Here is a 26,320-nt window from a genome sequence, read left to right as displayed (position 1 = left end):
CCCTTTTCTACTATGAATATTACAATGTACTGTTACACTTGTAACATTCTCTCGTAGAAATGTAATTCCTGTTTAAATCCTCCTTTTCATTTCGACACTATTTTTCTACAAACTTCTCCTTGGTAAATGCTCTTGTAAAACAACATAACCTTCATAAGCTGTATAACCGAGTATAGCCATTAATCCGATATAACAAGCAAATACTGTCCATTTCGTTTTCGTATCGACTTTATAATAATTTTCTTGTTGTTCCTTTTCTGTTTCCCATTCATTTAATTTTCCTTCTGACATTTCAAATGCTTCTCTTATATGAATTGTATGCATTTCTTTTTCATCTTCATATGGGACATAATCAAGTGGCTCAAATTTTGGTAAAAGGTACTCTAGCACTTCAATCTTTTGAAGTTCTCCTGTTTTTAATTCTTTTTCACGTTCTCTTTGTCTTAATACATTCATTTCATGGTGAATCATATAAATCGTTCGATGCACCGCACCAGTTTCTTTTAATTCCTCTTCAAGCCTAGCAGCATATTCTTTCATTCCATCGATTTTATATCCTAATTCCTTAATCGGCTCATCTCTCTTTATTACTCTATATAGTTCCATACAGCCGATAATAAAAATAAATCCTCCTAAAATACTTTTGAAGTAAATAGAATAGCCGAGTAGTAAAACTAGCCCTGCTCCCCAAATTTTCGTGCTTACAACTGAAATTATTCGTCCACCATCTAATGGAGAAACTGGAATTAAGTTAAAGAAATTAATCATACTTCCAAGTAAAATAATAAGCGCCCAAAACGGCTCTTTCGTGATTATATACAGTGGGATCGCGGGTAAAAATGAAAGCAACCCGAAAAGAGGTCCCATATATGCAATGTAAGCTTCATCTTTTGCATTTTTCGGCATCTCTTTCATCCCAATAAGAGCTCCCATAAATGGTATGAAGATTGCTGGCGATGTTGGTATCCCTTTCTTTCTCGCTGCCCATAAATGCCCCATCTCATGTACAAACAATAAATATACGAGTGCTACCCCAAACTTCCAACCATATATGACTGCGTATGCACCAAGCGATAAAAACATACTAAATACTGTTGAAAATTTTGCTAACTTAAAAATTGCAAATACCCATTTTAACTTAGATAGTAAAAATAACCCTATTGCAACGATAACTCCCCATAATCCTTTTTTATTATTTTTCATATTCCTCTCCTTTATCTCGCTTTATTGAGCCATATACACTCATCAAAACTTATTCTTTTTCTCTATTATGACATATTTTTTTCTATTGTTAGAAATAATGTTTATTCCATCCATTTTTAGCCAAAAATAAAAATAAAAGGAGGTAAATACAAATGAAATTACAATCTCTTATGATAGGCGCTCTATCGTTTTTAGCTTCAACTCTTATTTTTTATACCGTCAGCTACGTATTATTATTAGATTGGTTGCCAAATCACTTATTTATAGCCCTTATTATTCTTTCTGCTCTTATGATTTCCTTTCTAATTACACGAAAATCAATGAATGAGCCATCTGCAAAAGCAAAATAATAGAGGGGATCTTTCCCCTCTATTATCATTTCCTAGGAAAGGCCATATAGACTTTATGATTCTTACTGCCCGCTATTTACGGGCAGTAAGAATCCCACCTCAAAATTCGGCTGGAGCAAAGAATTTAGGTAGGAGTCGTGCTAATAATCAGCGGGGGATGCCCCCGCTGATTAAAATTTCACTTTATCTTTGTAAATTCATTTTTTCACCATACTCTTTAACAATTTGAATAATGTTTTGAAATGCTCCTACTTTTTCTTTCTTACTATTTAATATTTGTAAATCGTGATTGTCATAATAGGTTTCTAGTGATTTTAATTGTGATTCTGAAGCATCTTTTATCGGAACAGTAACATTCAACTCATACTGTTTATACCCTTCCTTTACTTTTTCAGCTGAAATTATCTCACTCTCTTTTGCGCCAATTAATTTTTGAACCTTTTCCGGGAAAATTAATTGCAAATAATATTCTTGTTCCTTTGCTAACTTATTATATAGTGATTGTGAAATCGTATAACGTACTGTATAATTCATTTTTTGATCACCTGCTTTAATATGAAACGCAGTAATCTGCATGTCTTTTTTTGTTACTTCCGTTAAAGTACCTACCTGCATCTCATCTTCTTTTTGTTCTGGAATCTTTGGAAAGATAGCCAAAAGCTTTTCCGTATCTTTTTCGTTAAGCATATACATATCTTTCTTATATTGAATCCATCCTCGGCGATCTTCTCCTCTTAACCATGCATAATATGTTTCTTTTTTTCCATCACTACTAATTTGTATTTCATATTCCGGTTCACCAAAACTACCCGTTACTTCTTGTTTTTCCGCTTTGTTTATAATATCCACCACCAACTCCGCATCCATTTTCTTTAAATTTTTTTCTTCTTTACCTTTTTGCATAACAGTTACTTGTAATGGTTCTCTCATTTCATTCACTGTCTCCTCTACTTGTTTCGGTTCTTTCTTTTGCTCGGATTGACCACACGACGCGAGTAAAATAACACATAAAAACATTAAATATTTCCCTTTCAAATCGATTCTCCTTTTCCAATAAGAAATCCTTATAATCCTCATGCATAAAACAAAAACGTTACATTATATAGAATGAGCTATACTATAAACTGAAGGGAGGATTTTACAATGTCCATTAATTTTCATGATGCAAATAATAAGTATACGTATGCAAATCGTAACGCACATATTTCATGGCAGGAAGCAATAAACAATATTGTAGATGTACAAAACAAACAAATAATTGATATAGGTTGTGGTGGAGGCATTTATACGAAAGAACTTGCTCTTATGGGAGCCAAAAATGTTGTTGGGCTTGATTTTTCAAAAGAAATATTACAAGCTGCAAAAGAAAATTGTAATACCTTCCCAAACATTTCATTCATTCACGGTGATGCACATAATATCTCATTCCCTAATGAAACATTCGACCTTGTCATTTCTCGTGCAGTCATTCATCATTTGCATGATATTCCCACATTTATACGAGAGGCTTCTCGTATATTAAAAAAAGACGGTCTACTTATTTTACAAGACCGGACCATTGAAGATTGTATAATCCCAGGAAGTCCTGAACACCTTCGTGGATATTTTTTCTCGGTCTTTCCAAAACTCATTGAAACAGAAGCGCAAAGAAGACCAAAAACCACTACTATACAGCAATTATTACAAACATATCCTCTTCAAGCGCTCCCTATTCAAACACAATGGGAAGTACGAAAAGTACATGATTCTGTAGAGGCTTTGCTACAAGATTTATCTCCTCGAACAGGCCGATCCATTCTATATGAACTAACAGATAATGAACTTTCTCAGCTTCTACATCATATCCAAACGGCATTACAAAACGTCTCTCCTATCATCGAAAGAGATCGTTGGACAATTTGGAGCGCGAAAAAATTGTAAGGAAGGAAGCCTCACAAAATAATGTGAGGCTTCCTTCTTTCATAATCTAATTTTGCAACACTCTTGATATCCTCCACTCCTGGCCTGTGCACTTCCACACTTCGGACATACTAAATATCTAGACTGATTTGTCAACAAACTACCTTTTTGAAAGAGTAAAACTTCTGCTTGTTTAAACGAACGCGAATAATATAACCACATAAAACCAATTATAGCAATAATGCCAAATAATACTCCCATCGCAAGCATTTCAGTCACCTCTTTTGGTTTGTTCTTTCCAGCAAGTGGATTGTTGTATTATTCTCTGCAAATTCAAACAATTCCTTCCTTACTCCTATAAATATCGATTTTCTCCATAAACTTTACAATTCTCTATAATGTTTTACAGCATTTTTACAAATAGTATTAACCCTTATATTCTCAGCTATATTTCTACAGGAAAGTGTATTTCTCAAAAAATATGTTGACTTTCTAAAAAAAACATGTGAAAATGTTGTCAGAATACTTGAATAAAAATTCATTGACGAGAACGAGTATGTTATAGAGCTGTTCCCCAGAGAGTTGGTATTTTGCTGAAAGCCAACGCTCAGTTCGTAACCGAAAATCATCTCCGAGAAGTAGAACCGAATGCTAAAGTAAGTTCTTACCGGTCGTCCCCCGTTACAAGGAACACGTATCATGTTGTACGTTGTAAAGCCGTATACATATAGATATATTTCTACATGTATAAATTAGGGTGGTATCGCGGGTAAATATAACTCGTCCCTTTCTTAAGGGGCGAGTTTTTTGTGTTCTTACAATGAATTTACAAAAAAGGAGGAAAAAAACAATGAACACTGTATCAAAAAAACATGTTTTTTTCACAGGTCTTATGCTATTTTCTTTATTTTTTGGAGCAGGAAATTTAATTTTCCCTCCAATGCTTGGACAAAATGCTGGTGAAAACTTTTGGCCAGCAATGATTGGTTTTTTACTAACAGGAGTCGGCTTACCACTACTTACTGTTATCGCTATTTCTCTATCAGGAAATGGAATGCAACAACTTGCAAGTCATGTACACCCATTATTCGGAATATTCTTTACGGTAGTTGTATACATTGCAATCGGTCCATCTATGGGCATCCCACGTGTTGCTAATGTCGCTTATGAAATGGGAATTAGTTCTTTCTTACCAGAAACTATTCGCTCTAGCAGCCTAGTGCTATTTTTATACACAGTCATCTTCTTTGCTATCGTATTTTGGCTTAGTTTAAACCCTTCTAAGCTCGTCGATCGTATCGGAAGTGTATTAACACCTATTTTATTACTCTCTATTTTTTTATTATTCGTTAAGAGTGTATTTACACCCCTCGGGCAATCTGGACCAGCAATGCAAGAGTATCAAACTTCTCCAATTTTCAAAGGTTTTATGGAAGGATACTTAACGATGGATACCATTTCAGCACTTGCATTTGGGATTATCGTTGTAAATGCAATTCGCTCAAAAGGTGTGAGTGATCGTAAATCAATTGCCATCGCAACAGCAAAAGCAGGACTTATTGCCGCTACTGGTCTCGTACTTGTATATGGTGCACTTGGCTGGCTCGGTACAACTAGTGTCTCTCTCGGATACGCAACAAACGGCGGACAGCTACTTACCGTTATCGTACAACAATTACTCGGTCCATATGGTCTAATTCTATTATCTCTTATCGTTACACTCGCTTGCTTAACAACATGTATTGGACTTGTATCTGCATGCAGTCAATACTTCTCAACATTATTAACGAAATTTTCATACACAACGTTAGCAAGTGTCATTTGCACATTAGGATTATTAGTTGCCAACTTAGGTTTAACAAAAATTATCGCAATCTCTGTTCCTATTTTACTTGTTGTATATCCAATTGCGATTGTACTCGTATTACTATCATTACTTCATAAATATTTCGGTGGATATCGTTCTGTTTATGTAGGTGCGTTAATTGGTTCTGCAGTTGTGAGCGTATTTGATGGATTAAAACAAGGGAATATTCCTGTTTCATCTATCACATCTTATTTCGAGTTTATTCCATTATATAATGAAGGAATCGGCTGGTTAGTACCAGCATTAGTTGGGGCTATTATCGGTTTTGCTATCGCAAAATTAAGTGGCGCCAAAGCAGTACCATTAACGGATCATTCACCTGAATCGAAAGTATCATAAAAAAACTCCCATTTCGGGAGTTTTTTACATTTGATAAGAAGTATGATTAAAGCTACTTACTTTATAAGCTTTCGTATAGTAATCAATATTTGTATCCACTGTTTCTACTTTTACAACATCATAGCAATCTTCTTGCTTCACTAGAAATAAATAATATTCTTCTGTTGCCTCAATAATTGCAATACGATCTGTTTCAATATCATATTGTTCACAAAGTGCTTGCAACGCATTCACATAGTTGCCTAATTTTTTCGTTTCATCCATTCCAAATATCGTTTGAACTAACATACACTCTCTCCCCTTTGTATGTACTGTTAACACCTAAATGATAACGCTTACATTAATAACCGTCAATAAAAAGCTTTGACCATATATAGTCAAAGCTTCCTTCTTATTTCGTCAATTGGTGTCTAAACGCATAAATAACCGCCTGTGTCCGGTCACTTACATTTAGCTTATTTAATATATTACTCACATGTGTCTTTACTGTTTTAAGGGCAATAAACAACTCATCTGCAATCTCTTGATTACTTTTCCCCTCTGCAATTAATAACAAAATTTCAGACTCTCTTTCTGTTAGCTCCTCATGCAAAGGTTGTTCTTTCTTCTGACGCATACGAGACATCATTTTGCCAGTAACTTTCGGCTCTAATACCGTTTCCCCATCATAAGTAGCTCTTACAGCATCTGCAATATCACTCGCTCTTGATGTTTTTAATAAATAACTTGTCGCCCCCGCCTCAATAACAGGATATAACTTTTCATCATCTAAAAAGCTCGTGACAACTACAATTTTCGCTTCTGGCCATTCTTGAATAATAGCACGTGTCGCTTCAACCCCATCCATCTCATCCATAACAAGGTCCATTAAAATAATATCCGGTCTTAATTGCAACGCTAACTCTGAACCTTTTCTTCCATTTTCAGCTTCTCCAACTACTTCAATATCTGGCTGCGTTGATAAATATGCTGATACACCCATTCGAACCATTTCATGATCATCAACTAGTAATACTTTTATCATGATTCTCCCCCTCTCTCAATCATAATAGGTACTTTCACTTCTATTTGCGTACCTTTATTCGGAAAACTAAGAACTTTTAATGTACCACCAATTTCATGAACTCGCTCTTGCATTGACCTTAAACCGTATGAACCAGCCTTATTAACACCAACTTTAAACCCAACACCGTCATCAATAATTTTCAAAATCGCATATTGATCAATTTTCCGAAGGCGTACTTCGGTTTTCTTTGCCTTCGCATGCCGTAAAGTATTAGACAGCGCCTCTTGTACAATACGGAATAAATGATCCTCTACACCTTTTTTTAATTGAATCGGTTCAATTAACCATTCAATTTTCATATGTTGCTTTCTAGACAGTTCTGTTAATAATTCTTCTATACCCTCTGTTAGTTTCTTACCTTCTAACTGCACTGGGCGTAAATGAAGGAGCAATGCTCTCATTTCTGATTGTGCATTTACAACCATATTCTCAACAAGCTGCAACTGTTTTTTCGTCGTGTCTGGAATTTCAGCTGCTTGCTCATTAATGGCTGACATCATCATCGACATTGCAAAAAGCTGCTGACTTACAGAATCGTGCAGCTCTCTCGCTAATCGATGCCTTTCTTGAGAAATCGCTTCTTGTCTCATCTCTTCATTCCAATGGGCTCGTTCATTCGTTACTTTTTGAAATAGCCCAGCTTGCTCCTCTAAGCGACGAGCAAGACCAATTACTTTTCGTTCCACTTCATGAAATTCATCGTCCGCAGTAAATGAAACATCACTCGGAAAATTCCCTCGCTCTACTTCAAATAGAAAAGTATTTAATCCTTGTATACGCTGTTCTATATAATAACCGATTGCATATCCTACAATTCCTCCGATAAGAAGACTCGTACTCATAATAAACAAGCCAATTGGAACAGAAGCAATGGATTCTTTCCAGAGTAAATCATAAACTTGTTGCTCGCTTTTCCATACATATACAATTGTACAAATAAGTGCGATACTCACAGAGGACAACATAGAATAACGAATATACATCCACGAAATATTCCTTTGTTTTTTCATTATACTTTCCTCACTTCCGTATCGCCTACGACAAGCGAAGAAATAATTTTAATACGACGAGGGGCTTCTTTATACTGTTCTGTTCTAAACGTAACATTACGGTTAAATCCAGTTTCTTCGTGTCCTGGCAGGAGCACTCGCCCAACAATAACAGAATGATTTAAAGACAATTCAATATCATATGGTACATATAAGCGAATATTACCAATGACGCCCCGAATCACAATAACCGTTTCTCCCTCTGGAATCATAGCAGTTGTTAAATCAATCTCGACGTCACAAGCACCATATTGGACGTTAATATCCTCTATTTCATAAATATGATCCATCATTCGTACATTACCTACAAACATATTTTTTATATACGGTTCTGTACGATATATTTGTTTTTCTTCATTTATATATCCTTTTTCTTTAATTTCAACTTTCATTGCTTTTTGCCGATGTCCTTGTTGAATAAGTTGATAACCAATTAAAGCTAAACAAGCAAACACAACAAGTACGAATGCCGCTGATGAAAATAAGAAGAATAAGAAGACAATACCACCGACAAATAAAAATACATTCCCTCTTACATAACGGTTCTTCTTTCGATAATGTCTTCCAAACATAATCATAATAAATGCAAATATTAGACCACCTGGTTCAAAATGTCCAAGTATCATATCAAGAAAAAGACCGAATCCAAATATGATGAGGAGCATCCCCATAAATTGTGTTTTTGAAAATTGCTTCTTCATTTCAGCTCCCCCCTCCTTGTCACATATACATAGAAGAAAAGGCATTGCTTTCCAACACCTTTTCTCCTATCACTATATCATAAGCCTGTTTTATTATATACTACAATTATTTTGTTACTTCTTTCGTTAACGATACTTCATTTTTCTCTTTCATTTCACTCTCTAGTTTTGCAATTTTCATATCAAATGTATCACGCTCATGCTCTTCATTTATACGAAGCTCTATGTCACGAATGTGATCTTCAATTTCTTCGAATCGTAAGAACGGATTATTTTCATCCATTTTATGCATAGCAGTATTCATACGGCGGTTTGCATGCGCCATATTTTCACGTGCCATTAATTCCATACGCTTTGCGTTCATTTCTTTTAATTTATTTTTCATTTCTGAAAGACGACGCTCTAACTCATCAATTTGCTCTACAACACCAGCATACATTTCTTCTAAGCGAGTTACTTGCCCTTCATAATACGCTACTTCTTCTAATGCACGTTCATGCAATTGCAATTCGCCTGCTTCTTGTGCGATGATAGCTTGCTTTGATCTTTTATTAACGAAATAACGTGCTTGCTCAAGCTCACGAGCGAAGTTAGATTTTAATGCTTTATGACGCTGAATTAACTTCTCAATTTTTGTTATTTCACGCTCACTATCGCGTAAATATTGGTTTAACATAGCAATTGGATTTTTTCTTTCTTTCTCATCTAACACATTATGAAAATCAGCTAAAATTGCATCGCGTACACGTCCGAATAAAGATTGTTTCATTATAATCTTCCTCTCTTCTACTTTATAATTTGATTTATTTTATATTAGTTTTTCATTAACTTGTTCCACTCATCTTCAAAGTTGCTATATGGTTTAGCACTTTCTGGAGCAGAATCAACAACTACATTTTTTCCTTTTTTCCACTCACGGTATCCGTAGTATAAAACTACTAATGCTGCGATACCGATTAATGCTGGGGAATGAGAAAGCGCAATGGACAAACCGATTAAACCAACAATACCCCAAGCTAACTTTCCAAAGAATGATTTAGCTCGCACAAATGATTTATAGCTCCAGTACACAACTCCTGCTCCAATGGCGAATCCTACAATACCAGCAAGACTACCAAGAGCAATTAAAGCCAAAATACCGGCTGCGATAAACGCTAGAAATTGTTTCATCTTGTGCTTGCCTCCCTTCGATTTGATACTCTTATCTTAACTATTTTTTCATTTTTTCATAACGAGCTTAAGAACTGTTTTCGACTCAGACTTAAGACTGAGTTGCATTCAGCCTTTTGCAAAACGAACATGTATACGATGCGTATAGATACAGAAAAATTCTTATTCAATAACGGATGAAAATCTCAACTTGCGCGTCCAAAAAATTAGCAATACATACAAACGTTTATTAAATTACATTAAATATATTATTAAGAAAATTATGTTAAAATAAATCAGAAGGCTACATTTAAATTAAAGGGGATATATCATGAATTTACACATTACGAAAGAAATCAATACCGCCGCTAAAAACTATATAAACAATCAGCTTTATGAATATAATTTAAAGCACTTTCCATCTGATTTAAGAGACAGATACTTAGAGATTCATTTATTTCTTAAGGATGAAAATGGTAAAATATGCGGGGGAATATTAGGTGAAGTCTGTTGGAATTGGTTAGAGATTCACTCTTTTATCATCGATGAAGATATACGTGCATTAGGGTATGGAACTAAACTGTTATTAGAAGTAGAAAAAATCGCTTTAGAAAGAAATTGTGATTTTATAAAAGTTGACACTTTAAGCTTTCAAGCATTAGATTTCTATAAAAAATATGGTTATAAAGAGTATGGTATCCTCGATAACGTAGGAAGAGATTATAAACACTACTATTTGAAAAAGGATTTATAAATAATAAAAAACGCTCAGAGAATGTTCTCCGAGCGTTTTCAACTGCTAATAATAAATGTCTCTTTATGTTATGCAGTTTTATGATACTCTTTTTTTTCCGCCACTTTAGAAAATCTCGGGAAACCAATTAATATAGAAATGATTCCACATACTCCAACTAAAATTGGATAAAATGCATATGGTAACAATTCGACCGGAGATAACGCAGCAAATCCTGCCGCTGTTAACATTTGAGCACCATATGGGATTAACCCCTGTACACAGCAAGAGAAAAGATCCAGTACACTCGCTGATTTACGGGGATCAATTTCATACTGATCCGCAATTTTTTTCGCAAGCGGACCTGTAAAAATGATAGAGATTGTATTGTTTGCTGTACACACATTCGTCATACTCACTAAGCCAGCAATACCAAACTCCGCTCCTTTTTTCGAACGAATATTACGTGTTAAAAGATTCATTAAATATTGAATGCCACCATTATATTGGATAAGTTCAACCATACCACCGATTAATATAGCAAGTAGTACTAGCTCCATCATACCGCCCATTCCAGTCGTTACACTTTTAAAGAAACTCTCTAACGTGTAACTTCCATCTATAAGGCCGATAGCACCTGATAATATTGTTCCACCAGTTAACACAATAAGTACATTCCAGCCAAGTAGTGCTGTAATAAGTACTCCTGCATACGGTAAAATCTTTATCCAGTCAAAACTATGGGCTTTAACTTGTGTATCACTTCCTAAAGTAATTATTACTAATAGTACAATTGTAATAATAGCGGCTGGTAATACAATTAAAAAGTTCGTTTTAAACTTATCTTTCATTTCTGTTCCTTGTGAACGAACAGCAGCAATTGTTGTATCTGAAATAAATGATAAATTATCACCAAACATCGCTCCGCCCACAACAGTAGCCATCGCAAGTGCTATTGAGATATCAGTTTGCCCACTAATACCTACAGCAATCGGTGCTAGTGCTGCAATTGTTCCCATTGAAGTTCCCATCGCTAATGAAATAAATGCCCCTATAACAAAAATTCCAGCAACGATAAATCCTGGTGGCAAAATAGATAACGCTAAGTTAACAGTGGAATCAACTCCGCCCATTCCTTTTGCTGTTTCAGAAAACGCCCCTGCAAGTACAAAAATTAATACCATAATCATAATATCAGGGTTTCCTGCACCTTTAGCAAATCGTTCTACTTTCACATTAAAGCTTTCCTTACGATTCATCACTAAAGCAATTCCTACGGCAATTGAAATTGCTACAAGTATCGGCAATTTATAGAAATCACCTGTAATAATTCCAGAACCAATAAATAGCGCCAAAAATATTCCAAGTGGTAATAACGCTAAACCATTTCCTCTCGTTTCTTTCAAAGTATCATCTCTCCCTAGTTTTCAACCTTTTCTAATGAACAACAAAAGACCTCTTCCGATGAGAAGAGGTCTTATACATCTATAAGAAACACTCTTCTCATCTTTCAAGCACATGCTTGCTGGATTTGGCACAGCACTCTGAAATCGAGTCCGCTGCCGAGGCATCGTAGGGCCAGTCCCTCCGCCTCTCTTTATAAGAAGGTTTCATATTTATTTTTTAATAATAATTTCTTTCCTAACTTTACTCGCTTACAAAACAAAAGTCAATTATTTTTTGTATAGATTTTTTTGGTAATTATACAAAAATATGAATAAACCAATCATTTTAACTTTTCGATTTCTTTATCCAATATTGAGATCCAATAAAATTTTCTATTTTTTATCGTCGCGATAATCCATTTTGTTGTATTCCATGCTAACTCATATTCTTCTTTTGTAACATCACCAATTTTATAGGCATCCTCTAACTCGTCTTCATCCAGTACATAGATCTCACCGTTCGGTAACAATACTACATCTAAATATAAATCATCAAAATAAGGTAAACCACGCTCGTCTATTTTATATTCTTTCGTCACGTCGATATAATATTGTACTAATTGTTTTTGATTGTCTAACATAGCTGTAATTGCAAAGTTTTTCCCGTTTATAAAATATTGCATCCATGTATACCCATCACCTGCAATGCAAAGCTGTTTACCATTGTATTCTTTATGACTAGGTTCCCTCACTTTTTTTATGTCCAGTATTCCTAACATTCCATCCTCTACTTGCTTAACCCTATAATCCTTCTCTATTAGTCGCTTCCACGAAGAACCGTCACCATATTTACGTTTCATTACGTCCGCTCCTCTTCTATATATAGAAAAGCCCCCACATATTATGTGAGAGCTTGTTCATATTATAATTAAGCTGCTTGACCCTTTTCAGATATCTCTTTTAAATAGGCTTGTCCTTTTTCAGCGTCATATTGACCTTCCCACTTAGACATAACTACAGCCGCTAAAGAGTTACCTACAACGTTAACTGCTGTACGAGCCATATCTAGAATACGGTCAATACCTGCAATAAACGCTAAACCTTCAGCTGGAATACCTACTGTACCAAGTGTTGCTAATAATACAACGAATGATACACCCGGTACACCCGCGATACCTTTTGATGTAACCATTAATACAAGTAATAACGTAATTTGTTGTGTAATGGATAATTCAATACCGTACATTTGCGCTAAGAAAATTGCCGCAATTGCTTGATATAAAGTTGATCCATCTAAGTTAAATGAATAACCCGTTGGAATAACGAAAGATGTAATTGCTTTCGGACAACCGAATTTCTCCATTTTCTCCATAATTTTCGGTAAAACCGTTTCTGAACTTGCTGTAGAGTACGCTAAGATCAGCTCGTCTTTTAAAATTTTAAAGAATTGGAAAATGTTAATACCGAATATTTTCGCTGTAAGTCCTAATACAACTACAACGAAGAAGATCATTGCTCCGTATACTACAATGAGTAATTTCCCTAATGGAATTAATGAAGCTAATCCGAATGTAGAAACTGTAACACCAATTAATGCGAATACACCAAATGGTGCAAACTTCATAACTTGGTTCGTTACATAAAACATTGCATCTGCTACACCTTGGAAAAATTGTAGAACTGGTTTGCCACGCTCACCAATTGCTGCTACACCTAAACCAAATAATACTGAGAAGAAGATAATAGCAAGCATATCACCTTCAGCTAATGATTTCATAATGTTCGTCGGAACAATATTTACAAACGTATCTGCGAACGAATGACTTTGTACTTGCTCTGTCGTATGTGTATATTTAGAAATATCTGTTTTTGTTAACTTATCCATATCAACGCCTTTTCCAGGTTGGAAAATGTTTGCTATTAATAGACCGACAGCAATTGCAATCGTTGTAATAATTTCAAAGTAAATAATTGTTTTTCCGCCTAGTCGACCTAACTTTTTAATATCGCCAACACCAGCAACCCCAACAACAATACTCGCTACAACAATCGGTACAACAATCATCTTAATTAATCGGATGAAAATATCACCAATTGGTTGTAAGTACTTCACCACTTCCTGATTGCCAAAGAAAATCGCCCCAACTGCAATACCAAGCGCAAGTCCTATTAAAATTTGCCATGCAAGTCCTATTCTTTTCATACTTGTGGTAACCCCCTCTTCGATGTGTCACTCTATCTCTCATTCTATCTCTATAAAACTTGAAATTAAGAGTATTACATATTATTCGACAATTCACTACATTTTGTCCCTGTTGAAAATCATAAATCAAAATTTAAAATCTGACAACAAAATAAGTTTGCACGAATGCAAATAATTTTCTTGACAAAAATAAACTTCATGTCAGAAAACCTCACATGAAATCGATTCCTTACTAGTGATTGATAGGTTTTTAAAATACTGTTTCATTATGGAAAATTCCATCATTTTCCATGTTTTTTTAAAAAAATATAGAAATTGATATCTTTTTCTATACATTCAAGAATTTTAAATTTATGACAAACACTACGAAAAGATACTAAATTCCGACAAAACTTAGCAAAATTATAAAATTTTCTTTACATTATGATTACAACGATAGACACTCTTCTTCTTATGATATATAACATTCATAGGGAAAGGAGCAAGACAACCATGAAAAAGAAATTTGCAGCATTTAGTGTTTTAGCAGCTGGAACGATTTTCGTTTCCCCGTTACTTTCACCCGTATACGCTGAAACGAATGAGAATAAATTATCTAATATTCAATCCGAATTAGAAGGCAAACAAAATGACTTACAAAATAAATCAGCTGAGAAAGAACAAATAGAAAAAGAAATCCAGGAATTACAAAAGAAAATCGACGAATTAACTACTTCTATTAATAAAAACGAAGCTGAATTAAACGATACAAAAAAAGAAATTAGCAACACACAGCAAGTTATTACTGAAAAAAAGAAACATATAGAGCAATTACAAACGAACATAGATACACGGCAGGAAGTTATTAAACAACGACTACAATCTATGCAAGAAAAGCCTCGTACGAGTATCATTACAGAAGTAATAACAAGTTCTGCAAATATTGCCGATCTTGTTGATAATATGTATTCTGTAAGTTTAATTTTAAATAACGATACAGATATTGTGAAAAAACAAACAAGCGATCAAAATGCTGTGACGACAGAAAAAGAGGCTGTTGAGAAAAAAGAGCAACAACTGAAAGAATCTGAGCAAAAATTAGAACAAAAACAGCAAGAATTACAAAGTAACCAACAACAGCAACAAACTTTTATTAACGATCTACATACGAAAGTAGCAAAAGTAGATTCAGAGATTGAAGGGTTAGAAGAATCAAAAGGCATTTTAGAAAACCAGCGTCAAGCTGTTCAAAAAGCAATTGAAGAAGAAAAACGTGCAGAAGAAGCGCGTAAAGCTGAAGAGGCACGTAAGGCTGAGGAAGCAAAAAAACAGGTAGCCGCTTCTGCTAAAGAAAGCACACAATCCGCACCAACACCGCAAGATACGAACAAAGGTGGATTTATTAAACCTGCCGCTGGATCGAAAACTTCAGGATTTGGTACACGTTCTTTAGATAACCATAAAGGAATCGATATCGCAGCTTCAGGAACAGTGCCAATCGTAGCTGCTGCAGATGGCGTCGTTATCCGTTCAGAATTATCATCTAGTTACGGAAATGTTGTATACTTATCTCACCGTATAAACGGAAAAACATATACAACTGTATATGCACATATGAGTAGCCGTTCTGTATCTAATGGACAAACTGTAAAACAAGGCACTCAACTTGGATTTATGGGGAACACTGGCCAATCATACGGACAACATTTACACTTCGAACTTCACCTTGGGGAATGGAATGTCGGTAAGACAAACGCAGTTGATCCATCTCCTTATATCGGATTATAAAAAACTCGGTGCATACCGAGTTTTTTTTACTACTTCACACTTTTTAGGCGTTTTACATAAACTACAACTAAATGCCTATATTTTGCGGGGGGATAAATATGAATACACAATTACAAGAAGAAATAGAAGAAGCTAGAGAAACATACATTGGCCGGCTATTTACATTCGGCGGCTCAGCGTTATTTTTAATTGGATCATTTATCGCAGTTGTCACAGCTTATAAAGCATATAATCGCTTATTAAATACTTCTACAACACAATAAAAAGACGGAGAATCCACATCTCCGTCTTTTTATTATGCAAACATTTTAAATACACCTATCGCATTTAAAAATACGATAATTACAGTTACCGGAATAACATAACGAAGCAAGAAGAACCAAATATTAAACAATGTTTTCCCTTTCGTTTCCGTAACTTCTAATTCTTTCATTAATAGCTCTTTACTCATTTTATTTGGTACAAATAACGAAATGGCTAGTACTCCGAGTGGCAGTAATACATTACTTACCGAAAAATCGACGAAATCAAAGAATGTCTTACCAAATATTTTCACATCACTCATAATTCCAAACGATAACGCTGATGGGATTCCAACTGCAAAAATAAGAATACCAATTAATAACGAAGCTGATGGACGCTTCTTCTCATTATCTTTCGCAACAGATGCTACTACAATTTCAAGCATTGAAATCGCAGATGTTAAAGTCGCAAAGAAGAATAAAACTAAAAACATAATGAAGAAAAATTGTCCAAATGGAATTTTTGCAAAGACAGCAGGAAGAACGATAAACAGTAGTCCTGGTCCTTCTGTCGGTTTAACTCCTAATGCGAAAATCGCTGGAAAAATCGCTAATCCTGCAAGTACTGTAATAAATACAGTTAAACTTACAATAGATGTTGCTGATTTAGCTAAATGCTCTTCTTTCTTTAAATACGAACTATACGTTACCATTACCGAGGCACCTACCGTTAGTGAGAAGAAAGATTGTCCCATCGCATATAAAATCGTATCTGCTGTAAGCTTTGAAAAATCTGGTTTTAAGAAGAACTCTACCCCAGCCATAGCACCATCAAGTGTTAACGCACGAATAATGATAGCAATAAATAAAATGAATAATAACGGCATCATGTACTTACTTGCTTTTTCTATGCCTTTTTCCACACCTTTACTAACAACAAAAATGGTACAAAGCATAAAGATGAATTGCGCCCCAATCGCACTTACTGGATTTGAAATTGTTTCAGCAAACAATTGTCCATAATCGACTACTCCGTTCCAGAAACTACCTGTGACACTATAGTATAAATAAAGTAAAATCCATCCACCTACAACACTATAAAAAGATAGTACGCTAAAACAAGTAACAACCCCCATACGACCAATCCAAGGATATAACTTGCTATTCGGTACTAATACTTTATAAGCTGTAACGGCCTCTTTTTGAGTACTACGGCCAATAACAAATTCAGCTAAAAGAAGAGGCATACCAATAAATAAAGTTAATAGTAAGAATACAAGGAAGAATGCGCCTCCCCCACCATTACCTGCAACATATGGAAACTTCCATATTGCACCAAGACCTACTGCGGCTCCGGCTGCTGCGAGTACAAAGCCAATTTTCGACGTCCATTGCTGTGTTTCTTTCATCATAAATTCTCCTTTTCTGAATATTATAACTTTTATCAATTATACACTTTCATTTCATACTCGCACACCTCCTTTAGAAAATAAAAAAGTCCCCTACACGCAAATATGCATGTAGAGGACGATATATGTAATAGAATACCGTGGTACCACCTCAATTGGATCAATAAATCCCACTTGTTCAGGTACAGGAAAATTCCGATACCCTATCCTTTTAACGGCGGAACCCGGGTTGCCTACTGCAATGTTCAGCATACCTCTCGCAAGCCCATTCTGTATATTTTATCGTACCGGGCTCACACCTTACCCCAGCTCTCTGAACGCATCAAATATACGTACTCTTCTTGCTCATCGATTTCATCTTTTGAAGTTACTTGTGATTATAAATTATATTTTTATATTTGTAAAGCACAATTCACTCACTATCCTATATAAATTCCCCTCTCTAATTCTTGTAAAAAAAGCTCTCTTTTTTGTTCACTTTGAACATATATCGACTTTAATACTTCTTGTAACAATATATTTTTTTGCCTTTTCTCCACTTGTAATTCTTTCACTTTTAGTCTAACTTCATATAAAAAATCAAGATACGATTCATACTTCTCATCATATTTATTTGCGATATCATCACGAATCTTTTTTGCAAGTTTCGGACTTGCCCCTCCAGTAGAAACAGCTAAATTAAGTAGTCCACGATGAATTGCCGCCGGAAAATGAACATTTCCACTTTCCGGATTCGTAATAACATTTACCAATTGATTCACTGCGGCATCTTCAGCAATTTGTTCATTTAGTACCGAATCACTAGTCGCTGCAACTACTAAAAAAGCATCTTTAATATCACTTTTCTCATACTCTCTTTGATACCAACGAATTTGCTTTTCTTCTACAAGTTTCACTAAATTTGCATCTAATTCTGTACTTACTACAACAATATCCGCACCTTGTTTTAGTAAAGGAATAATTTTAAACCCCGCTACTTTCCCTCCACCAATGACAACAACACGTTTCTTATCAACTCGCACTGTAAGTGGATACATATTGATCTCCCTTCAATATTTCCTCTGTTTTCTGAATTAACATCTCTCGAAACGCTACATTCTTTCCTAAATAGGGACTTATTTTTATCTCTTCCGACTCATATTGACGCACTTCTTTCTCAACATGTTTCATGAGTAAGCCTGTAAATAATAAGTAAGGTAACACAACAATGTTCCGTTCTTTTTGTTCTACAATTTCTTTCAACCTCTCATCAAACTTCGGCTCTGCGGCTGCTAAATAACAAACTTCCACCTCTTTAATGTTCTCTTCTTTTTGAAATAAAGAAGAAATCCACTTTATGTCTTGTAAAGTTTCCGGATCACTACTCCCTCTTGCAACGAGCAAAAGTGTTACTTCTTCCTTATAGTCTTTAATACCACTTCCGTTATATACCGCTTTTACAAGCACTTCTGATACACCAAATGGATTACCATACACTATTTTGATATCCGGATATTCCTCGTTTAACTTTCGTAATTCAAGCGGAATATCTTTCTTTACATGTCCTGCCGCTAATAAAAAAACAGGAATAGCGACAATCTCTGTAGCACCACGCTTCACACATGTACGAAATCCTTCTTCAATAGAAGGATTCGCTAGCTCTAAAAAACAAATTTCTTGAATATTTGCCTCTACACGGTTCATACATGACGTAATAAATGCAACCGCTTCTTCTTTTGCTGCTTTCAAACGGCTTCCATGACATATATATATAACAGCCTTCATTTTACAATACTCCGCTTACTTGATATGCATTTTCCGTTTGTTTCTCAAACCAATGTATCTTTTCTCTAAAACGGACAACTTCTCCAATAACAATCATACTCGGATTTTGAATTCGTTCTTTTTTGGCAACATCTACAATTGTTCCTAACGTCGCTGTAACAGTACGCTGCATAGATGTCGTTCCCCACTCAATGATAGCGGCAGGTGTACTTTGATCTTTTCCATGTTTTATTAGTTGTTCACATATGTAAGGTAAATTACTAACCCCCATATAGACCGCTAATGTATCTACACCTTTCGCTAAACTTTCCCACTTCACTTCCTCTTCAGCCCCTTCTTTCCGGTGCCCTGTCACAACAGCAAAACTTGCACTTGCATCGCGATGCGTTACTGGAATTCCAGCATAAGCAGGAGCAGCTATACCAGCTGAAATACCAGGAATAATTTCAAATGGGATACTTTGCTTCGCTAACGCTTCAGCTTCTTCTCCACCTCTTCCAAATACAAATGGATCTCCGCCCTTAAGTCTCGTTACAACTTTTCCTTTTTTCGCATATTTAATAAGAAATGTGTTAATTGTCTCTTGCTTCATCGTGTGATAATTTGGGAGTTTCCCGCAATAAATTAAATCCGCTTCAGGCTTTGCATGAGAAAGCAATTCTTTATTTACGAGACGGTCGTACAATATAACATCAGCCTTCTCGATGCATCTCAACCCTTTAACAGTAATTAAATCCGGATCACCAGGACCCGCCCCGACGATATAAACCTTCCCCATAATCTCTCCTCATTTCTACTATAAAATGAAACTTCCACTCTTCATCACGAATGGAAGTTACTATTATTTCGTATTACATGTTCTCTACTCATGAATAACAAATGCCGCCCCTTTTCGAATCTTCTTTTTTTCAAACAAAGAAATCTCTTTCACTTCTGGTAACGGTAAAAAATGTTTTTCAAGCTCAATTTCCGCAAGCTTAAATGCCTGTTCTTCACTCTGAGCAACGACAACAATTGGAACAATACTATTTACTAATACAGCTTCAAATCGATATAAGTCCATATTGCCCCTCCTAAGATGCTATTACTTCTTCTAATACACGATTTAGTACAATTTGTAATTCTTCCACTCCAACACGTCCTACGAAATCATAAAACGTTTCGGCTAGTAATTTATTCTTTTGGAAATAACTTAAAAAGGACACGAGAACATCCGGCAAATCTTCTCCATCTATTTTCCCTTTTAACTTTTCGTTATATGCTCCTCCGTCTAATAGTGTTCCGCCCACATATATTTCAAACGCCTCAACGATTCCCTTTTCCTTCGTTTTCAGTTTTATCCCTTGCAAACCAATATCAGCAATTTGACGTTGACCACATGAGTTCGGGCATCCTACCATATGAATTCGAACTGGAACATCGAGTGCAATTTGTGTATCTAAGTACTCTGCGATTTTGCGTAATCTTTCTTTCGTTTCTACTAACGCAAGATTGCAATACTCAATGCCAGTACATGAAACCGCATGACCGATAAACGATTTCGGATTTGCTGAAATTGCTTCAAACAACGGTTCACTTAATAATCCTGCAACATTTTCTGGCGGAACATTCGGAATAATGAAGTTTTGAGAGTTACAAGTTCGAATTTGCCCGTTTCCATATTTCTTTGCAATTCTTGCAATCTCAAACATTTCCTCTGCGTGTAAACGCCCTACTGGTACATTAAAGCCGACATACTTTAATCCTGCTTGTTTTTGATCTTGAACGCCATAAAAGTATCCTGCATTCCAGCCTTTGAGAGCACTTTCCCCTTTACTTTGCAATGGGCCTGTGTATTCTACTAGTTTCTCTTTAAATTTCTCAGCGCCCCAGTCAGCGACAAGAAATTTCAAACGTGCTAAGTGGCGTTTTTCACGATATCCAAAATCACGGAATATAGTAGCAATTGCAATCGACACTGCCTTCACTTCTTCTGGTAAAACGAATACATTTAATTCTTCCGCTAAGTACGGACGAGCTGATAATCCTCCGCCTATTTTTATATGAAACCCAACCTTTTCCTCACCATTTATTTCTTTCGTAGCAGGTGTAAACGCCACACAGTTAATCTCTGCATTTGCTGAATTATAAATGTTAGAACTAATAGACATTTTGAATTTACGTGGTAGATTAGAAAACTCTTCATTATGTTGGAAGTAATCGTATGTTTCTTTAACAATCGATGTTGTATCAAATAGTTCATTCGCATCAATTCCAGCAAGTGGATTTCCTGTGATATTACGCGTAATATCACCGCATGCCCCCGCTGAAGATAAACCAACTCTAGCTAACCTCTTAAAAATATCCGGAATTTGCCCAATTTCTAACCAATGAAACTGAATCGCCTGTCTTGTCGTAATATCTAACACATCACGCCCATAATCTTCAGCAATGGAAGCCAGCACCTCTGCCTGCGCATTTGTAATAATTCCAGAAGGAATGTTGACACGCATCATAAAATAGCCCGCCTCTTTTGGTCTTTGCAAATACAATCCTGCCCATTTAAAAGCGTCCCACTCTTCTTTCGGAATAGATTCAAATCCATTCTCCGCATAGTAAGGAATATCATTAAAAATTTCTAATCCATCTTTTTCTAATTTCTTTTTCTCGGACGGATTCAATTTTTCATTATTTGCCCATACTTTTTCATAAGTCATTTTTAATCCCCCTATATAAAACTACGCTCTTGTAAGTATTTCACGATTTGTTCTGCACATTCTTCAATAGAATACTTGTGCGTTTCTACAATTAATTCTGCTTGTTTTGGTTCCTCATACGGTGAATCAACACCAGTAAACTCTTTAATATCACCTTGTCTCGCTTTTTTGTATAACCCTTTTGGATCACGTTTTTCACACTCTTCAATTGGACATTTTACAAACACTTCTATAAACTCATCTGCCGCTAATAAATCCCTAACTTGTTTTCGATCTACTTGAAATGGTGAAATAAACGCTGTAAGGACAACAGTACCTTGATCTACAAATAGCTTCGCCACTTCGCCAATACGTCTTATATTTTCTATACGATCACTTTCAGAAAAACCTAAGTCTTTATTTAAACCGTGCCGAATGTTATCCCCATCTAGCACATAATTTCCTATATTCTTTTCAAATAGTTTACGAGCAACCGCATTCGCTACTGTAGATTTGCCCGAAGCTGATAAACCAGTAAACCAAACTACAAAACTGTGATGCCCATTCTTCACTCTTCTCTCATCTTTTGAAACAGAAGCTGTATGCCAAGTAATATTCGTATCCATCTCATTCTCTCCCTATTCTGTTACTACTTCTTTTTTCAAACCTTTAATTAGCACTTCCACTACTTCTTTACGACTAAATGTACTTGGCGGAATCTCACCATTCCTTAACATTTCTCGTACTTTCGTACCCGATAAAATGACACGGTCTTCTTTTCCATGCGGACATGTTTTCGTTGAAGCCATTGCTTCACATTTCGTGCAGTAAAAACTATGTTCAAAAAATAACGGCGTAATCCCTAACTCTTCTACTGTAAAATTCGTAAAGATTTCCTGCGCTTCATATGTTCCGTAATAGTCCCCTACCCCAGCATGATCACGCCCTACAATAAAGTGGGTACAACCAAAGTTCTTTCTTACTAGTGCATGAAATATCGCTTCCCTTGGTCCTGCGTAACGCATTGCTGCAGGAAATACACCTAAAAAGACACGATCTTTCGGATAATAGTTTTGAAGTAATACTTCATAGCTTTCCATCCTTACATCAGCAGGAATATCATCTGACTTCGTTTCCCCAACGAGCGGATTTAAAAAGAGACCATCTACAATTTCAAGGGCAGATTTTTGAATATGCTCATGGGCACGATGTACTGGGTTTCTCGTTTGAAATCCAACTACTGTTTTCCAACCTCGTTTTTTAAATTCTTCTCTCGTTTCAATTGGATCTAAATGATAAGAAGGAAACGGATTATTTCCAAAGCGTTTTGTAAGAATAATAGCTCCTCCAACGTAAACGTTTGGTCGTTCATATAATTTTTTCACCCCTGGATGTGCTTCATCCGTCGTTTTATATACAAGTAACGCTTCTTTTTCTTTATCTGGTACAAAAATATCTTCTATTTGAATAACACCATATACATTTCCGGCGTTGACAAGTTTTACTTCCTCTCCAGCCTGCAGTTTCTCGGCTACTTCTTCTGTTACCGGTAGTGCAATCGGTATACTCCATACGCTACCATTTGCTAAACGAAGCGTTTCTACTACTGAATCATAATCTCTCTTCCCTAAAAATCCTGTAAGAGGGCTATATCCTCCTGTCGCCAAAAGTTCTAAATCACTAAGTGCAATTTTGTCCATCTCGATTTCCTTTACAATGTTCGATATTTCATATGTTTCATCAATGCGGTTTACTAATTCATTTGTTGTACTCATCTTCTTATATCCCTTCTTAGCTTTATTTCAAAATCTATCTCATTGAAAGTGAAGGCCACATTCCGTCTTCATTTTCCCAGCCCATCTTCCATCTCTTGAGTTGCCACAATCACCTACAGGTAATGTACATTTCTCACACCCAATACTCGGATAGCCAACATCATGCAATGGGTTATACGGCAAACTATGTTTATATACATATCGCCAAACTTCTTTCCAAGTCCAATGAATGAGCGGACAAACTTTAATAGATTGAAAACGACGATCTTGATTTATAAACTGTGTATGCTTACGCGTTTCTGATTGTTCCCTTCTTAAGCCTGATATCCACGCTTTTTCCGCTGCTAATGATTTTTCTAACGGTAAAATTTTTCTAATACTACAGCAAAGATTCGGATTACTTTCCCATAACTTCTCTCCATGAAGCTTCGCTTGTTCATCGAGTGTAAGTTCTGGCTGTTTTTCTATAATATTTAATGAAGGAAATCTCTCGCGTACCTTCTTAATTAATTCGTACGTTTCTTGAAAATGAACATTTGTATCCAAAAATACAACTTTAGCAGATGGATTTACTTGGTTTATAAGATGCAATAAAACCATTCCCTCCACCCCAAAGCTACATGCATATACAATTTCATCTTTATATTCGTTATAAGCCCAACTTAATACTGATAGCGCGCCTTTCGTTTCATCTTCTTCAGAAAATGAAACACTATTTTCTTTCCACGTTTCGTACGTCAACATGTTTTTTCCCCCTGTAAAAGCAAAAAGACGGCTTTAACCTATTAAAAATAGATTAAAACCGCCTCTAGTTTTTCTAGTCAGCGCTTTTTACTTTAAACGAACCTTTTCACTTTTTTCTAATTGAATCACTTTTCCATCTTGCACAACAATTGTAATGGAACCATATTTCATATCAGCAAGCATCGCTTGAATTTTCTCAGATACTTCATCAAAATGCTCCCGTACGCTCACGCAAACAGCCCCCCTTTTTATTCATAAAAAAAATCTTTCCCATTTCGAAAAGACTGTTCGGTAATATATTTTACCTTATCTTTCAAAATGGATTCCATTTTGCTGGATTTAGCACCTTGCTTTCTATAAGCAGGTTGCCGAGCTTCGTAGGGCCAGTTCCCTCAGCTTCTCTTGATAAGCTTTGTATTTGTATTTTATCACAATTCTGATTTTTTTCAATCCTAGTTTTCCGATATATTTAATTATTTTTATTTTTTTAAAAGGAGCTGCCTTTACTAGACAACTCCTTCTTTCTCATTCACACCAGCTCTTTAATACGTATGCGATCGTTCCCAATGATATTTTCATATGTTTCACGTTCTACGACAATTTGTGACGTCCCGCCTTTTGCAAAGACGACAGCTGGTCTACGAATACGATTATAATTATTCGCCATCGAGTACCCATATGCCCCCGTGCAAGAAATTGCTAGTAAATCAGAAGAAGCAACTTGCGGTAAGTTAATATCCCAAATCAGCATATCTCCACTTTCACAGCATTTCCCAGCAATCGAAACGAGTTCCTCATTCTCATCATTCCCTCGATTCGCCAACATCGCCTCATAACGGGCTCCGTATAGCGCTGGTCTTAAATTATCTGTCATTCCACCATCGACTGAAACATATTTCCGAATGCCAGGAATCTCTTTCACCGCTCCGACTGTATAAAGTGTTGTTCCAGCATCACCTACAATACTACGACCTGGTTCAATCCATATTTCTGGAAGCGGATATTCACATAATGTAAATTGTTCTCTTATCGTACTTGTTACAGCGTGCACATACGTTTCAAGTGTTAACGGTGTATCTGAATCCGTATAACGTATACCGAAACCTCCGCCCACATTTAATACTTTCATCACATAATGTGTTCGCTCTCTCACTTCTTCTAAAAATTGGCGGAGTACTTCAATTGCTCGAACAAATCCAGCCGTTTCAAATATTTGTGATCCGATGTGCGAGTGAATTCCTAGCACATTATAATTTGATTTTTGCAAGGCAAGCTCAATTGCTTGCATCGCTTGACCATTTGAAACACCAAATCCAAATTTTGAATCCTCTTGACCTGTTGTTATATATTCGTGTGTATGTGCCTCTACTCCAGGCGTTACACGGATTAATATGTTCACAAATTTCCCATGTTGCATTGCTAAATCATGTAAGATTTCTAATTCTAAGAAATTATCTACTACAAAACAACCGATATTCGCCTGAAGAGCCATAATCATTTCTTCTTCTGTTTTATTATTTCCGTGAAAATGAATACGCGATGCCGGAAAACCAGCTTGGAGCGCAGTATATAATTCTCCTCCTGAAACAACATCTAAAGACATATTCTCTTCACGAGCTACTCGGCACATCTCCATGCACAAGAACGCCTTGCTTGCATATGCTACTTGATAAGAGAAACCACTTTCTTTAAAAGCACGATGAAACGCGCGGCACTTTCCTCGAATAGACTCTTCATCGTATACATAAAGTGGTGTTCCGTATTGTTTTGCTAGCTGCGTCGTATCGCACCCACCAATTTCTAAGTGTCCTTGCCCATTGATTCGGCTTGTGCCGTGTAAATACATTTGAATTCCTCCCTTATTTCCTCTAAAACTCATAACCCCAATCTTCTATTCATTGCAGCACGCTTTTAGATAGACAAAAAACGCGCGGAACAATGTTCACACGCGTTTCTTATTAGGAAAAATATATATTGAAAAAATAAACGAGTTGTTATCT

The 26,320-nt window shown here is 35.9% G+C and carries 29 protein-coding genes, 2 riboswitches and 2 other annotated features; of the genes, 6 read left to right on the top strand and 23 right to left on the bottom strand.

Going from position 1 to position 26,320, the window contains the following annotated elements:
- Positions 1-105 precede the first annotated feature (105 nt).
- On the bottom strand, positions 106-1,203 hold the full coding sequence (locus QCI77_RS07455) for a site-2 protease family protein (RefSeq protein WP_113770091.1): 1,098 nt from the start codon (positions 1,201-1,203) through the stop codon (positions 106-108).
- 152 nt (positions 1,204-1,355) lie between these two features.
- Here QCI77_RS07455 and QCI77_RS07450 point away from each other — a divergent pair, with 152 nt between their 5' ends.
- On the top strand, positions 1,356-1,553 hold the full coding sequence (locus tag QCI77_RS07450; protein ID WP_000776287.1) for a hypothetical protein: 198 nt from the start codon (positions 1,356-1,358) through the stop codon (positions 1,551-1,553).
- Between the two features lie 183 nt (positions 1,554-1,736).
- On the opposite strand, the gene QCI77_RS07445 is transcribed toward QCI77_RS07450, so the two are convergent.
- Positions 1,737-2,588 (bottom strand): YhfM domain-containing protein, encoded by an 852-nt coding sequence (locus QCI77_RS07445; protein ID WP_002011668.1) that lies wholly within the window; start codon positions 2,586-2,588, stop codon positions 1,737-1,739.
- Positions 2,589-2,696: 108 nt separating this feature from the next.
- On the opposite strand from QCI77_RS07445, the gene QCI77_RS07440 reads away from it, so the two are divergent.
- A complete protein-coding gene (locus QCI77_RS07440; protein WP_353824711.1) occupies positions 2,697-3,473 on the top strand; it encodes a class I SAM-dependent methyltransferase in 777 nt (258 codons plus the stop codon).
- 39 nt (positions 3,474-3,512) lie between these two features.
- On the opposite strand, the gene QCI77_RS07435 is transcribed toward QCI77_RS07440, so the two are convergent.
- Positions 3,513-3,722, bottom strand: coding sequence for a hypothetical protein (locus tag QCI77_RS07435; protein WP_000880630.1), 210 nt, complete (start codon positions 3,720-3,722; stop codon positions 3,513-3,515).
- 262 nt (positions 3,723-3,984) lie between these two features.
- Positions 3,985-4,243 (top strand) — a binding site (T-box leader).
- 59 nt (positions 4,244-4,302) lie between these two features.
- Here QCI77_RS07435 and brnQ3 point away from each other — a divergent pair.
- Positions 4,303-5,658 (top strand): branched-chain amino acid transport system II carrier protein BrnQ3, encoded by a 1,356-nt coding sequence (brnQ3, locus tag QCI77_RS07430; protein WP_060750571.1) that lies wholly within the window; start codon positions 4,303-4,305, stop codon positions 5,656-5,658.
- A 24-nt stretch (positions 5,659-5,682) separates the two neighbouring features.
- Here brnQ3 and QCI77_RS07425 read toward each other — a convergent pair whose 3' ends face one another.
- The 6 genes from QCI77_RS07425 to QCI77_RS07400 form a co-directional block, all read right to left on the bottom strand.
- Entirely contained in the window at positions 5,683-5,979 is a 297-nt protein-coding gene (locus tag QCI77_RS07425) for a DUF3992 domain-containing protein (protein ID WP_002030700.1), read from the bottom strand.
- Positions 5,980-6,049: 70 nt separating this feature from the next.
- Complete coding sequence (locus QCI77_RS07420; protein WP_000598709.1) at positions 6,050-6,682, bottom strand: response regulator; 633 nt, start codon at positions 6,680-6,682, stop codon at positions 6,050-6,052.
- A complete protein-coding gene (locus tag QCI77_RS07415; RefSeq protein WP_002011673.1) occupies positions 6,679-7,734 on the bottom strand; it encodes a sensor histidine kinase in 1,056 nt (351 codons plus the stop codon). The genes QCI77_RS07420 and QCI77_RS07415 overlap by 4 nt, the downstream gene beginning before the upstream one ends.
- A complete protein-coding gene (liaF, locus tag QCI77_RS07410) occupies positions 7,734-8,474 on the bottom strand; it encodes a cell wall-active antibiotics response protein LiaF (protein ID WP_002126337.1) in 741 nt (246 codons plus the stop codon). The genes QCI77_RS07415 and liaF overlap by 1 nt, the downstream gene beginning before the upstream one ends.
- A 106-nt stretch (positions 8,475-8,580) precedes the next feature.
- Positions 8,581-9,243, bottom strand: coding sequence for a PspA/IM30 family protein (locus QCI77_RS07405; protein WP_002030696.1), 663 nt, complete (start codon positions 9,241-9,243; stop codon positions 8,581-8,583).
- 44 nt (positions 9,244-9,287) lie between these two features.
- The gene (locus QCI77_RS07400) at positions 9,288-9,644 is read right to left on the bottom strand and encodes a lmo0954 family membrane protein (RefSeq protein ID WP_002011676.1); all 357 of its coding nucleotides are present in this window, start codon (positions 9,642-9,644) and stop codon (positions 9,288-9,290) included.
- A gap of 310 nt (positions 9,645-9,954) precedes the next feature.
- Here QCI77_RS07400 and QCI77_RS07395 point away from each other — a divergent pair, with 310 nt between their 5' ends.
- A complete protein-coding gene (locus tag QCI77_RS07395; RefSeq protein ID WP_002011677.1) occupies positions 9,955-10,377 on the top strand; it encodes a GNAT family N-acetyltransferase in 423 nt (140 codons plus the stop codon).
- A 68-nt stretch (positions 10,378-10,445) separates the two neighbouring features.
- Here the strand turns inward: QCI77_RS07395 and QCI77_RS07390 are convergent, their stop codons facing one another.
- From QCI77_RS07390 to gltP, 3 genes are all read right to left on the bottom strand, one after another.
- On the bottom strand, positions 10,446-11,762 hold the full coding sequence (locus QCI77_RS07390) for a Na+/H+ antiporter NhaC family protein (RefSeq protein ID WP_088292783.1): 1,317 nt from the start codon (positions 11,760-11,762) through the stop codon (positions 10,446-10,448).
- Positions 11,763-11,856: 94 nt separating this feature from the next.
- A riboswitch (SAM riboswitch) is annotated at positions 11,857-11,962 on the bottom strand.
- 120 nt (positions 11,963-12,082) lie between these two features.
- The gene (locus tag QCI77_RS07385) at positions 12,083-12,601 is read right to left on the bottom strand and encodes a ribonuclease FAU-1 family protein (RefSeq protein ID WP_002135200.1); all 519 of its coding nucleotides are present in this window, start codon (positions 12,599-12,601) and stop codon (positions 12,083-12,085) included.
- Between the two features lie 68 nt (positions 12,602-12,669).
- Positions 12,670-13,944: a glutamate/aspartate:proton symporter GltP gene (gltP, locus tag QCI77_RS07380; protein WP_002030692.1), complete on the bottom strand. Its 1,275-nt coding sequence runs from the start codon at positions 13,942-13,944 to the stop codon at positions 12,670-12,672.
- A 492-nt stretch (positions 13,945-14,436) separates the two neighbouring features.
- Between gltP and QCI77_RS07375 the strand changes: the two genes are divergently transcribed.
- Entirely contained in the window at positions 14,437-15,711 is a 1,275-nt protein-coding gene (locus tag QCI77_RS07375) for a murein hydrolase activator EnvC family protein (protein WP_044437969.1), read from the top strand.
- Between the two features lie 98 nt (positions 15,712-15,809).
- A complete protein-coding gene (locus QCI77_RS07370) occupies positions 15,810-15,974 on the top strand; it encodes a hypothetical protein (protein WP_003188170.1) in 165 nt (54 codons plus the stop codon).
- Positions 15,975-16,006: 32 nt separating this feature from the next.
- Here QCI77_RS07370 and QCI77_RS07365 read toward each other — a convergent pair whose 3' ends face one another.
- The 11 genes from QCI77_RS07365 to lysA form a co-directional block, all read right to left on the bottom strand.
- Entirely contained in the window at positions 16,007-17,362 is a 1,356-nt protein-coding gene (locus tag QCI77_RS07365; RefSeq protein WP_002140989.1) for a sodium-dependent transporter, read from the bottom strand.
- A gap of 111 nt (positions 17,363-17,473) precedes the next feature.
- Positions 17,474-17,720 (bottom strand) — a binding site (T-box leader).
- Between the two features lie 61 nt (positions 17,721-17,781).
- Positions 17,782-18,399, bottom strand: coding sequence for an NAD(P)-binding protein (locus tag QCI77_RS07360; RefSeq protein ID WP_353824710.1), 618 nt, complete (start codon positions 18,397-18,399; stop codon positions 17,782-17,784).
- Positions 18,374-19,126, bottom strand: coding sequence for a sirohydrochlorin chelatase (locus tag QCI77_RS07355; protein ID WP_016092989.1), 753 nt, complete (start codon positions 19,124-19,126; stop codon positions 18,374-18,376). Before QCI77_RS07355 ends, QCI77_RS07360 begins: the two co-directional genes overlap by 26 nt.
- A 1-nt stretch (position 19,127) precedes the next feature.
- Positions 19,128-19,904: a uroporphyrinogen-III C-methyltransferase gene (gene cobA / locus QCI77_RS07350; protein WP_002030683.1), complete on the bottom strand. Its 777-nt coding sequence runs from the start codon at positions 19,902-19,904 to the stop codon at positions 19,128-19,130.
- An 84-nt stretch (positions 19,905-19,988) separates the two neighbouring features.
- Positions 19,989-20,189 (bottom strand): DUF3906 family protein, encoded by a 201-nt coding sequence (locus QCI77_RS07345; RefSeq protein ID WP_000366913.1) that lies wholly within the window; start codon positions 20,187-20,189, stop codon positions 19,989-19,991.
- A 10-nt stretch (positions 20,190-20,199) separates the two neighbouring features.
- On the bottom strand, positions 20,200-21,822 hold the full coding sequence (locus QCI77_RS07340; protein WP_353824709.1) for a nitrite/sulfite reductase: 1,623 nt from the start codon (positions 21,820-21,822) through the stop codon (positions 20,200-20,202).
- Between the two features lie 11 nt (positions 21,823-21,833).
- A complete protein-coding gene (gene cysC, locus QCI77_RS07335; RefSeq protein ID WP_061675107.1) occupies positions 21,834-22,427 on the bottom strand; it encodes an adenylyl-sulfate kinase in 594 nt (197 codons plus the stop codon).
- A 12-nt stretch (positions 22,428-22,439) separates the two neighbouring features.
- Positions 22,440-23,576, bottom strand: coding sequence for a sulfate adenylyltransferase (gene sat, locus QCI77_RS07330; protein ID WP_088039038.1), 1,137 nt, complete (start codon positions 23,574-23,576; stop codon positions 22,440-22,442).
- A 39-nt stretch (positions 23,577-23,615) separates the two neighbouring features.
- Positions 23,616-24,320, bottom strand: coding sequence for a phosphoadenylyl-sulfate reductase (locus QCI77_RS07325; RefSeq protein WP_353824708.1), 705 nt, complete (start codon positions 24,318-24,320; stop codon positions 23,616-23,618).
- An 87-nt stretch (positions 24,321-24,407) separates the two neighbouring features.
- On the bottom strand, positions 24,408-24,551 hold the full coding sequence (locus QCI77_RS07320) for a YezD family protein (protein ID WP_000116159.1): 144 nt from the start codon (positions 24,549-24,551) through the stop codon (positions 24,408-24,410).
- Between the two features lie 72 nt (positions 24,552-24,623).
- Positions 24,624-24,732, bottom strand: a riboswitch (SAM riboswitch).
- Between the two features lie 117 nt (positions 24,733-24,849).
- Positions 24,850-26,166 carry a diaminopimelate decarboxylase gene (gene lysA, locus QCI77_RS07315; RefSeq protein WP_002126306.1) on the bottom strand — a complete coding sequence of 439 codons (1,317 nt, stop codon included), beginning with the start codon at positions 26,164-26,166 and terminating at the stop codon, positions 24,850-24,852.
- Positions 26,167-26,320: the final 154 nt, after the last annotated feature.

Source organism: Bacillus cereus group sp. MG9, assembly GCF_040459995.1.
Classification (GTDB): Bacteria; Bacillota; Bacilli; order Bacillales; family Bacillaceae_G; genus Bacillus_A; species Bacillus_A mycoides.
This window is presented reverse-complemented; position numbering and strand designations above follow the sequence as displayed.

Coding starts and splice junctions, on each gene's coding strand:
- QCI77_RS07450 (WP_000776287.1), top strand. CDS start 1,356: ATGAAATTACAATCTCTTATGATAGGCGCTCTATCGTTTTTAGCTTCA.
- QCI77_RS07375 (WP_044437969.1), top strand. CDS start 14,437: ATGAAAAAGAAATTTGCAGCATTTAGTGTTTTAGCAGCTGGAACGATT.
- QCI77_RS07405 (WP_002030696.1), bottom strand. CDS start 9,243: ATGAAACAATCTTTATTCGGACGTGTACGCGATGCAATTTTAGCTGAT.
- QCI77_RS07440 (WP_353824711.1), top strand. CDS start 2,697: ATGTCCATTAATTTTCATGATGCAAATAATAAGTATACGTATGCAAAT.
- QCI77_RS07360 (WP_353824710.1), bottom strand. CDS start 18,399: ATGTATCCACTTACAGTGCGAGTTGATAAGAAACGTGTTGTTGTCATT.
- QCI77_RS07385 (WP_002135200.1), bottom strand. CDS start 12,601: ATGAAACGTAAATATGGTGACGGTTCTTCGTGGAAGCGACTAATAGAG.
- QCI77_RS07415 (WP_002011673.1), bottom strand. CDS start 7,734: ATGAAAAAACAAAGGAATATTTCGTGGATGTATATTCGTTATTCTATG.
- sat (WP_088039038.1), bottom strand. CDS start 23,576: ATGAGTACAACAAATGAATTAGTAAACCGCATTGATGAAACATATGAA.
- QCI77_RS07365 (WP_002140989.1), bottom strand. CDS start 17,362: ATGAAAGAAACACAGCAATGGACGTCGAAAATTGGCTTTGTACTCGCA.
- QCI77_RS07345 (WP_000366913.1), bottom strand. CDS start 20,189: ATGGACTTATATCGATTTGAAGCTGTATTAGTAAATAGTATTGTTCCA.
- liaF (WP_002126337.1), bottom strand. CDS start 8,474: ATGAAGAAGCAATTTTCAAAAACACAATTTATGGGGATGCTCCTCATC.
- QCI77_RS07420 (WP_000598709.1), bottom strand. CDS start 6,682: ATGATAAAAGTATTACTAGTTGATGATCATGAAATGGTTCGAATGGGT.
- QCI77_RS07325 (WP_353824708.1), bottom strand. CDS start 24,320: ATGTTGACGTACGAAACGTGGAAAGAAAATAGTGTTTCATTTTCTGAA.
- QCI77_RS07435 (WP_000880630.1), bottom strand. CDS start 3,722: ATGCTTGCGATGGGAGTATTATTTGGCATTATTGCTATAATTGGTTTT.
- brnQ3 (WP_060750571.1), top strand. CDS start 4,303: ATGAACACTGTATCAAAAAAACATGTTTTTTTCACAGGTCTTATGCTA.
- QCI77_RS07455 (WP_113770091.1), bottom strand. CDS start 1,203: ATGAAAAATAATAAAAAAGGATTATGGGGAGTTATCGTTGCAATAGGG.
- QCI77_RS07395 (WP_002011677.1), top strand. CDS start 9,955: ATGAATTTACACATTACGAAAGAAATCAATACCGCCGCTAAAAACTAT.
- QCI77_RS07370 (WP_003188170.1), top strand. CDS start 15,810: ATGAATACACAATTACAAGAAGAAATAGAAGAAGCTAGAGAAACATAC.
- QCI77_RS07340 (WP_353824709.1), bottom strand. CDS start 21,822: ATGACTTATGAAAAAGTATGGGCAAATAATGAAAAATTGAATCCGTCC.
- QCI77_RS07355 (WP_016092989.1), bottom strand. CDS start 19,126: ATGAAGGCTGTTATATATATATGTCATGGAAGCCGTTTGAAAGCAGCA.
- cobA (WP_002030683.1), bottom strand. CDS start 19,904: ATGGGGAAGGTTTATATCGTCGGGGCGGGTCCTGGTGATCCGGATTTA.
- lysA (WP_002126306.1), bottom strand. CDS start 26,166: ATGTATTTACACGGCACAAGCCGAATCAATGGGCAAGGACACTTAGAA.
- QCI77_RS07400 (WP_002011676.1), bottom strand. CDS start 9,644: ATGAAACAATTTCTAGCGTTTATCGCAGCCGGTATTTTGGCTTTAATT.
- cysC (WP_061675107.1), bottom strand. CDS start 22,427: ATGGATACGAATATTACTTGGCATACAGCTTCTGTTTCAAAAGATGAG.
- gltP (WP_002030692.1), bottom strand. CDS start 13,944: ATGAAAAGAATAGGACTTGCATGGCAAATTTTAATAGGACTTGCGCTT.